This window comes from Arthrobacter mangrovi, from assembly GCF_026011795.1.
GTDB classification, from domain to species: domain Bacteria; phylum Actinomycetota; class Actinomycetes; order Actinomycetales; family Micrococcaceae; genus Crystallibacter; species Crystallibacter mangrovi.
Genome location: NZ_BRVS01000043.1, coordinates 1 through 7,238 on the forward strand (window position 1 = coordinate 1; position 7,238 = coordinate 7,238).

The following is a 7,238-nucleotide window of genomic DNA, read 5'->3' on the forward strand; positions in this document are numbered from 1 at the left end:
GCGCTCGATAGCGGGGACCTGCCGGGCTCCAGTTCCACGGCGCGGGCCTCCATCGCGGCGATGCCGCTACTGCCGATCCTCGGTGCGGCCCGTTCGAAGACGGCCACGAGCACCACCTCGAGGACATCGAGCAGCTGGATGGCATGCAGTTCATCGACGACGGCGATATGCCGGGACCCATCCGGCAGTGTTTCCACGAGTCCTTCGTCGGCCAGCTCCGCGAGGGCCTGGAGCATCCGCCCGGGGTCCACCCCCAGCTCCTCTGCCAGCCGGGCCTCGTCAATCCGGGATCCCGGCGGGAGGACCCCGGCAAAGATCTGCTGGCGCAGCGCCTCTGCAACATCGGTGGCGCGGTTTGCGGGACGATCGTCTCCCATCGCGTCTCCTTGTCTTCGCACGCTTTTGGCACGGCTCATTCCCGATCGCCATGTTCAGGTAAGCCGCCCCGGTCATTGGCAAAGATGCATCCCCCATCCTAACCTAGTGAGATCCGCATCACAGGTGCGCGGACACATTCGCGACGCGCAATCATTGACCCGCGGGCAGGGGGCGGAATGCCCTGCCGGCGAGGACGGACCCGCCGATGATCAGGAAATACACCGCCTCCGCGGAAGCCAGCAGCCGCCACCCGCAGGATTGGGGCCGGGCCATGGCGGCGGCCCTAACGGAGCTCATCGAGCAGCGGCGCGAAGACGGCGGGGACGTGAGCCACGAAGATCTGTACGGCGAGGACCTGAACATGGTGATCGGGGCGATCCGCGGCGGGGTGGAGATCACGCTGACCTGGATCCCCGAGGGCGACGACCGGCCACCGGAACGGAACGGTTTCGACATCTAGGACGGACGGCCCAGGTCGCGGGGCGTCCGGACCACCAGCGAGGGTTCCAGCAGCAGGTGCCGCCGGGGCCCCTGCCCCTCCGGCCCGCCGGACAAGCGGTGGGACAGCACTTCAATGATCTGCCGGGCCGCCCGGGCGATCGGCGGCGAGAGGCTGCTCAGGCCGACCGCCTCCGCGACCGGGGTGTCATCAAAGCCGACGACGGCGGGAATCCGCCCCGGCACTGCGCTGCGCAGGTAGGCGAACGCCCCTAGGGCGAGCGCATCGCTCGCACAGACCAAAGCTTCGGCCCCTCGCTCCAGCAGCAGGCGCGCAGCACCGGCGCCGCCCTCGACCGTATCCTCCGCCTCTGCCTGCAGCTCCGCCAGCTCCCCGGCGGACTGGTACCCGGACATGGCCCGCCGCCAGCCGTCGCGCCGCTCCTCGCCGGGGGCGGAATCCGCCGTCCAGCCCACGAACCCCACCGCGGCGTATCCGCTGTCCCGCAGGAACCGGGTGGCCGCCGCGGTGCCCGCCGCCCCGTCGACGTCGACCCAAGGATACGGCACCGCGAAGGGGTCCGGGCCGTTGGCCGGGCGGCCAAAGCACGCAAACGGCACGCCGTGCTCCTGCAGCCAATCCACCCTCGGATCCCCGGAATGCACGCCGGTCAGGACAAAGCCGTCGAGGTCGGCCGCGTGCAGCAAGTCCTCGATCCGCGCGACCTCCTCGCCGTCGTCGCCTGCGCTGTAGAGGGTGAGACGGTAACCCGAATCCTGGGCCGCCTCCGTCAGCGCGTGCAGCAGCCGGTCCAGGACCGAGCCGCTGATCCCGCCGGCGGCCGGGCGCAACCGCATGCCCAGGTCCATCGACCGGCGGGTACGCAGCTGCCGGGCCGCGGCGCTGGGCCGGTAGCCGCTCTCTTCGATCGCCTGCAACACGCGGTCCCGGGTCGCTGCTTTGACCCGTTCGGGATTATTGAGAACATTGGAGACGGTTTGTCGAGAAACCCCGACGGCCTCCGCCAAGCTCACGAGCGTGGGCTTTTTCCGCACCATGCGCCGTTGCCCTTCCTGCCTCCGCTCCCCGCGCGAGGCGCTGGCCCTTCAGGCAAGGGTTGCGTGAAAGAGGGTTTCTGCCAAGATGTAAACACCACAGTATGAACGTTCAAATCGGGTGTCAATGGCATCCTGAAGGAGCATCAATGACCTTCCGGCAGCCCTACCTGCACGACCTGACCGGCGTAGTCGCGGCGCCCATCCAGGCATGGAGCGACCACCACGGCCAGATCCGGGGCGAGGGCGCACAGGGCGCCTACTGCGGCGACGACCGCGTCCTTGCCCGGGCCGTCCTGCGCGTCAACGGCGCCGAGCCGGAATGGCTCTCGACCCAGGAGAACTCCTCCGGCGAGAGCGAATTCGTCTACGCCGTCCGGATGCCGGCGCAGTCGGCGGACCCGCTGGTCTCCGTGACCCGGATGCGGACCGCGGCGCCCGGTCGGCTGGCGGAGTCGCTGACCTTCAAGTCCATCCGGACGGACCCGGTGCGGCTCAGCGTCCACGTGGAACTGGTCGCGGACTCCACGCCGCTGGAGCAGGTCAAGGCGGGCGCCTCGACGGCGGCCGGATCCCTGGCGCCCGGCTCCAGCGAATGGCAGTGGCGCGGCCAAGGCACCAGCGCCCGCCTGTCCGCCGAGGGAGCCGAGCTCGAGTTCAACGGCAGCCAGGTCCTGCTGGCCTGGGAGTTCGACCTGCCGCCCGCGGACGCCGTCGTCGTTGGCTGGTCCCTGGACCTGCGCAATGAAGGGTTCCCCGTGGTGGCGGCCGCCGGCCAGCCGCTGCGCACGCCCTCGGTCAGCGGCGACCCCCGGCTGATTCGGCTGATGGCCCGGTCCATCAGCGACCTGAACGGCCTGCGCATCGCGGACCGGTCCTACCAGCAGAACTCCTTCCTCGCCGCCGGCGCACCCTGGGCCATGACCCTGTCCGGCCGGGAGGCCCTGGTCGCTGCCCGGATGCTGCTGCTGATCGACCCGCAGCTCGCGGCCGGCACGCTCCGTGCGCTGGCCGCCCGGCAGGGCACGCACAGCTCCGGGGATTCGGGCGAGCAGCCGGGAAAGATCCTGCACGAGGTCCGGCGCGTGCGGTACGAGACGGGCGAGGACGGGCGGATCCTGCAGGTGCCGCCGGTCAGCTACGAATCCATCGACGCCACCTGCCTCTGGATCATCCTGCTGCATGATGCCTGGCACAGCGGCATGTCCGACGCGCAGGTGGCGCAGCTGCTGCCGAACCTGCAGGCGGCCCTGTCCTGGCTGCAGGAGTACGGGGATTCCGACGGCGACGGTTTCATCGAGTCGCCAGGCGGCGGTTCCGCAGGTGGCTGGCAGGGCTGGAAGAATTCGCCGGATGCCATCCGTTTCCAGGACGGACGGGTGGCGCGGGGGCCGATCGCCCTGGCGGAGGTCCAGGCCTATGCCCATGAGGCCGCCACCGTGGGCGCCGAGATGCTGGACCATTTCGGCCAGCCCGGATCCGGCGATTGGCGGGCGTTCGCGGCCGACCTGGCCCGGCGCTTCCGCGAGAAGTTCTGGTGCGAAGACGAGGCGGGCGCGTACCCGGCCGCCGCCCTGGACGGGGACAAGCGCCCGGTGGACGCCGTCTCCTCCAGCATGGGGCACCTGCTCGGCACGGGCCTGCTGCATCCTGAGGAGAAGGCCCTCGTGGTCGAACGCCTGATGGACCGCAGCTTGTTCACCGGCTACGGGGTACGGACCATCTCGGACACCAACGGCGGCTACTGGCCCACGCGGCACCACGCCGGATCCGTCTGGACCCACGACACGGCGTGGATCCTGATGGGCATGATGCGCGATGGGTTCGAGGAGCAGGCGGCCGAGCTGGCGCGCGGGCTGCTCGACGCCGCCGAGGGGTTCGGCTGGCGGCTGCCGGAGCTGTTCTCGGGACACGACTCGTCCCGGATGTGGCCGCCGGTCCCCTACCCGACGGCCTGCAGGCCGTCGGCGTGGGCCGCCGCGTCCGCGGTGCCGATCGCCCAGGCGCTGGGCGGTTTCAACGTGCTCGGCTGACCCGAGGGCAGCATCCAGGAGCCGACGGGTAACCACGCGAGCGTCCCAACAGCCCCAAGTACACAACGGCTCCGGCGGGAGCATCCCGCCGGAGCCGTTCCTGTCGAATGGTTGTGTTGACTGCCTGTGTTGAATACGGGTTGTCGGAGCTGCGCTGCGCCCCGGTCAGGAGTGCGGCACGTCCGGCCCGGTCGGCCAGCGCAGCAGCGCCGCCACTTTGGTTCCCGGATCCAGGACGCCGGGCGGCACCAGCGAGACCTTCGCGTCCGTCAGTGCGGCCGCCCGGACCAGCGCCGCCGGTGCGGCCATGCTGCCGAGCACCCGCCCGCCGAGCGCATCGCTCTTCTGCGTCGCGATCCACGGTTCCTGGTCCAGCACGAACGCCTCATGGCCGGTCAGCGAAGAATCCTCCAGGATGAGCCGGTCCACCTGCGCCTGCTGCAGCGCGGAGACCACATTGCCGTAGCCGGTGGCCGAGACGGGATGGCTCTGGCCCTTCTGCACGGCGAGCCTGTCCAGGATCTCCTGCTGCTGCCGCGCCCAGACCTCCGCCACGAGCCGGGAGACTTCCTCCTGGAACGCCTTCGGATCCGCCCCGCCCGTCCTGGTGTGGGAATCCACCGTCGCCTCGATGGCCCGGCTCGCCTCCGAAAGCTGGTCCACCACCAGTTCCCGCGCCCTGATATCGCCGGCCACGATCAGCAACCGGGCACCGCAGGAGCGCACCACCTTGTCGATGGCCGCGGCAATCTCGTCCGCGTTTTTGCGCCAGATTTCTTCGGTCCGGTGCTGCCGGCGGCCCTGTTCCCAGCCTCCGGTGGGCACCTTCTTGAGGTTTTCCCGGTCACCCTCGACCGCATGCTCCTCCGCCACACCGCCGCGGCGGGCGTACTGCAGGCGGATCTCGCCGCCGTCGCGCCCCACCTCCGCCACCACGTAGGGGAAGTCGTCGCCGCGCTGCTTGATCAGCGGCAGCAGGTCCGGCACGGTCTCGACCGAGATCTTCTCCGGCCCCGTCATGGGTCCGGGCAGGACCTCGTTCACCTCGACATTGCCGTCCCGGACCAGCACGTAGCGGCTCACCGGGGCGGGCATGCCGGTGGCCGGAGCGATGGCTTCTTCGACCGCCCGGAGGTCCGGCTTCGAAATACCCTGGCCCGAGAGCACGTCGCGTACCCGGTCCGGCAGGATGTCGCCGGCCCGGAGGGTGTCCACGGTTCCGGTGCTCGCGTCGACGTAGACCGTGGTCCAGGGGCCGGTCTTCCGGTAGAGGTCCGCGTACGAATTGAGCTGCTCAGCCATCAGCGGGTCACACCGCCCTCTTCTTCTTTGTCCCGGCGGCCCTGCTCGGCGTTGCGCTTGGCCGACTCGTTCCGCAGCGCCTCGAGCACCTCGGGACTGTCCGTCTCGTCGGGGAAGGGTTCGGTCTCCCGGAATTCCTCGGCGTGTCCCGGCTTGCTGCCCTGGATCAGGCCCTGGTCTTCGTGCTTCATCTGGTCATCCAGAGCGGGCCCGTGCTTGTTGCTGCCCCGTTCCACCATGGCGATCTCCTTCCCGCAGCGGCGCCAGCCGTGCGCTTTATCGATCCGTAACCTCACCGTAGCACCGGCTATCTGGGCGTGGAAGGGACTCCCGGGAACCGCCCCGGGGCGCCCGAAAAGCCCGGTGATGACGCCCTGCGGCAGCTCCGTCCGGTCCCCGCAATGCGGCCCGTACTAGAGTTGAGCCGAACCCCCCAGAACGAAGGATCGTCAATGCACCACCGCATCCGCAGCGCCGGTTTGGCCGAGCGCCTCATGTCCGCCGACGAAGCAGCCGCGCTGATCCAGCCGGGAATGACGGTCGCGATGAGCGGCTTCACTGGGGCCGGCTACCCTAAGGCCGTTCCCGGCTCGCTGGCCAAGCTGATGGCGCGGGAGCACGACGCCGGCAAGGAGTTCCGCATCAAGGTACTGACCGGCGCGTCCACGGCACCCGAGCTCGACGGCGTGCTGGCCGAGGCCCGGGGCATGGAGCTGCGCCTGCCGTTCCAGTCGGATCCGGCCCTGCGCAGCCAGATCAATGCCGGCGAAATCGACTACATCGACATGCACCTGAGCCACGTCGCCCAGCACACCTGGTTCGGATTCTTCGGGCACATCGACTTGGCGGTCGTCGAGGTCGCCGGCATCCTCGAGGACGGCCGGCTGATTCCTTCCTCATCGGTGGGCAACAACATGACCTGGCTGCGGGACGCGGACAAGGTCATCCTCGAGGTCAACGAATGGCAGCCCGACGGCCTCGAAGGCATGCACGATGTCTACTACGGCACCGCGCTGCCGCCGAACCGCAAGCCGATCATGCTGGAGCACCCGGAGGACCGGATCGGCGAGCCCTACCTGCACGTGGACCCGGCGAAGGTCGTGGCCGTCGTCGAAACCAACGCGCCGGACCGCAACTCCCCGTTCAACCCGCCGGACGAGGCTTCCACGCGGATCGCCGGCCACATCCTGGACTTCCTCGAGCACGAGGTCAAGCGCGGCCGCATGCCGGAGCAGCTGCTGCCGCTGCAGTCGGGCGTCGGCAATGTCGCCAACGCCGTGCTGGCCGGACTCGCCTCGGGCGGCTTCCGCGGGCTGACCGCCTACACCGAGGTGATCCAGGACGGCATGCTGGACCTGCTGCGCTCCGGCGTGCTGCGGATGGCCTCGGCCACGTCCTTCTCGCTCAGCGCCCCCGGCCTGGAAGAGTTCAACGCCAACGTGGACTTCTACCACGACAAGATCCTGCTCCGGCCGCAGGAAATCTCCAACCACCCGGAGGTCATCCGGCGCCTGGGCTGCATCGCCATGAACGGCATGATCGAGGCGGACATCTACGGCAACGTGAATTCCACCCACATCGCGGGCAGCAAGATGATGAACGGCATCGGCGGCTCCGGCGACTTCGCGCGCAACTCCTTCCTCTCCATCTTCATGTCCCCGAGCACGGCCAAGGGCGGCAGAATTTCCGGCATCGTGCCCATGGTCAGCCACGTGGACCACACCGAGCACGACACGATGGTGCTGGTGACGGAACAGGGCCTGGCGGACATGCGCGGCCTGTCCCCCAAGCAGCGCGCCCGGCTGGTGATCGAGAAGTGCGCGCACCCGGACTTCCGGCCGCTGCTCGAGGACTACTTCGACCGCGCCTGCCGCGACAGCCTGGGCAAGCACACGCCGCACCTGCTCGGCGAGGCGCTGTCCTGGCACCAGCGCTTCGTCGAGACGGGCAGCATGCGCCCGTAGCGCCCCAGGTACGACGGCCAGGAACTTCCAAGGCAAAGAATAACGACGGCGGTGCGCACCGCCGTCG

The 7,238-nt window shown here is 69.5% G+C and carries 7 protein-coding genes; 3 read left to right on the forward strand and 4 right to left on the reverse strand.

Going from position 1 to position 7,238, the window contains the following annotated elements; genetic code table 11:
* The coding region (locus AHIS1636_RS20190; protein ID WP_264797663.1) for a GntR family transcriptional regulator at window positions 1–377 on the reverse strand (377 nt) is incomplete at its 3' end.
* Window positions 378–583: 206 nt separating this feature from the next.
* Here AHIS1636_RS20190 and AHIS1636_RS20195 point away from each other — a divergent pair.
* A complete protein-coding gene (locus tag AHIS1636_RS20195; RefSeq protein WP_264797664.1) occupies window positions 584–838 on the forward strand; it encodes a hypothetical protein in 255 nt (84 codons plus the stop codon).
* Here AHIS1636_RS20195 and AHIS1636_RS20200 read toward each other — a convergent pair.
* On the reverse strand, window positions 835–1,875 hold the full coding sequence (locus AHIS1636_RS20200; protein ID WP_264797665.1) for a LacI family DNA-binding transcriptional regulator: 1,041 nt from the start codon (window positions 1,873–1,875) through the stop codon (window positions 835–837). The two genes, AHIS1636_RS20195 and AHIS1636_RS20200, sit on opposite strands and share 4 nt — an antisense overlap.
* A gap of 146 nt (window positions 1,876–2,021) precedes the next feature.
* On the opposite strand from AHIS1636_RS20200, the gene AHIS1636_RS20205 reads away from it, so the two are divergent.
* Entirely contained in the window at window positions 2,022–3,905 is a 1,884-nt protein-coding gene (locus AHIS1636_RS20205) for a glycogen debranching N-terminal domain-containing protein (protein ID WP_264797667.1), read from the forward strand.
* A gap of 165 nt (window positions 3,906–4,070) precedes the next feature.
* On the opposite strand, the gene AHIS1636_RS20210 is transcribed toward AHIS1636_RS20205, so the two are convergent.
* Together AHIS1636_RS20210 and AHIS1636_RS20215 are read right to left on the reverse strand one after the other, a co-directional pair.
* Entirely contained in the window at window positions 4,071–5,207 is a 1,137-nt protein-coding gene (locus tag AHIS1636_RS20210) for a baeRF2 domain-containing protein (RefSeq protein WP_264797668.1), read from the reverse strand.
* Window positions 5,207–5,446, reverse strand: coding sequence for a hypothetical protein (locus AHIS1636_RS20215; RefSeq protein ID WP_264797669.1), 240 nt, complete (start codon window positions 5,444–5,446; stop codon window positions 5,207–5,209). Before AHIS1636_RS20215 ends, AHIS1636_RS20210 begins: the two co-directional genes overlap by 1 nt.
* 213 nt (window positions 5,447–5,659) lie before the next feature.
* On the opposite strand from AHIS1636_RS20215, the gene scpC reads away from it, so the two are divergent.
* The gene (gene scpC, locus AHIS1636_RS20220) at window positions 5,660–7,171 is read left to right on the forward strand and encodes a succinyl-CoA:acetate CoA-transferase ScpC (RefSeq protein WP_264797670.1); all 1,512 of its coding nucleotides are present in this window, start codon (window positions 5,660–5,662) and stop codon (window positions 7,169–7,171) included.
* Window positions 7,172–7,238 lie beyond the last annotated feature (67 nt).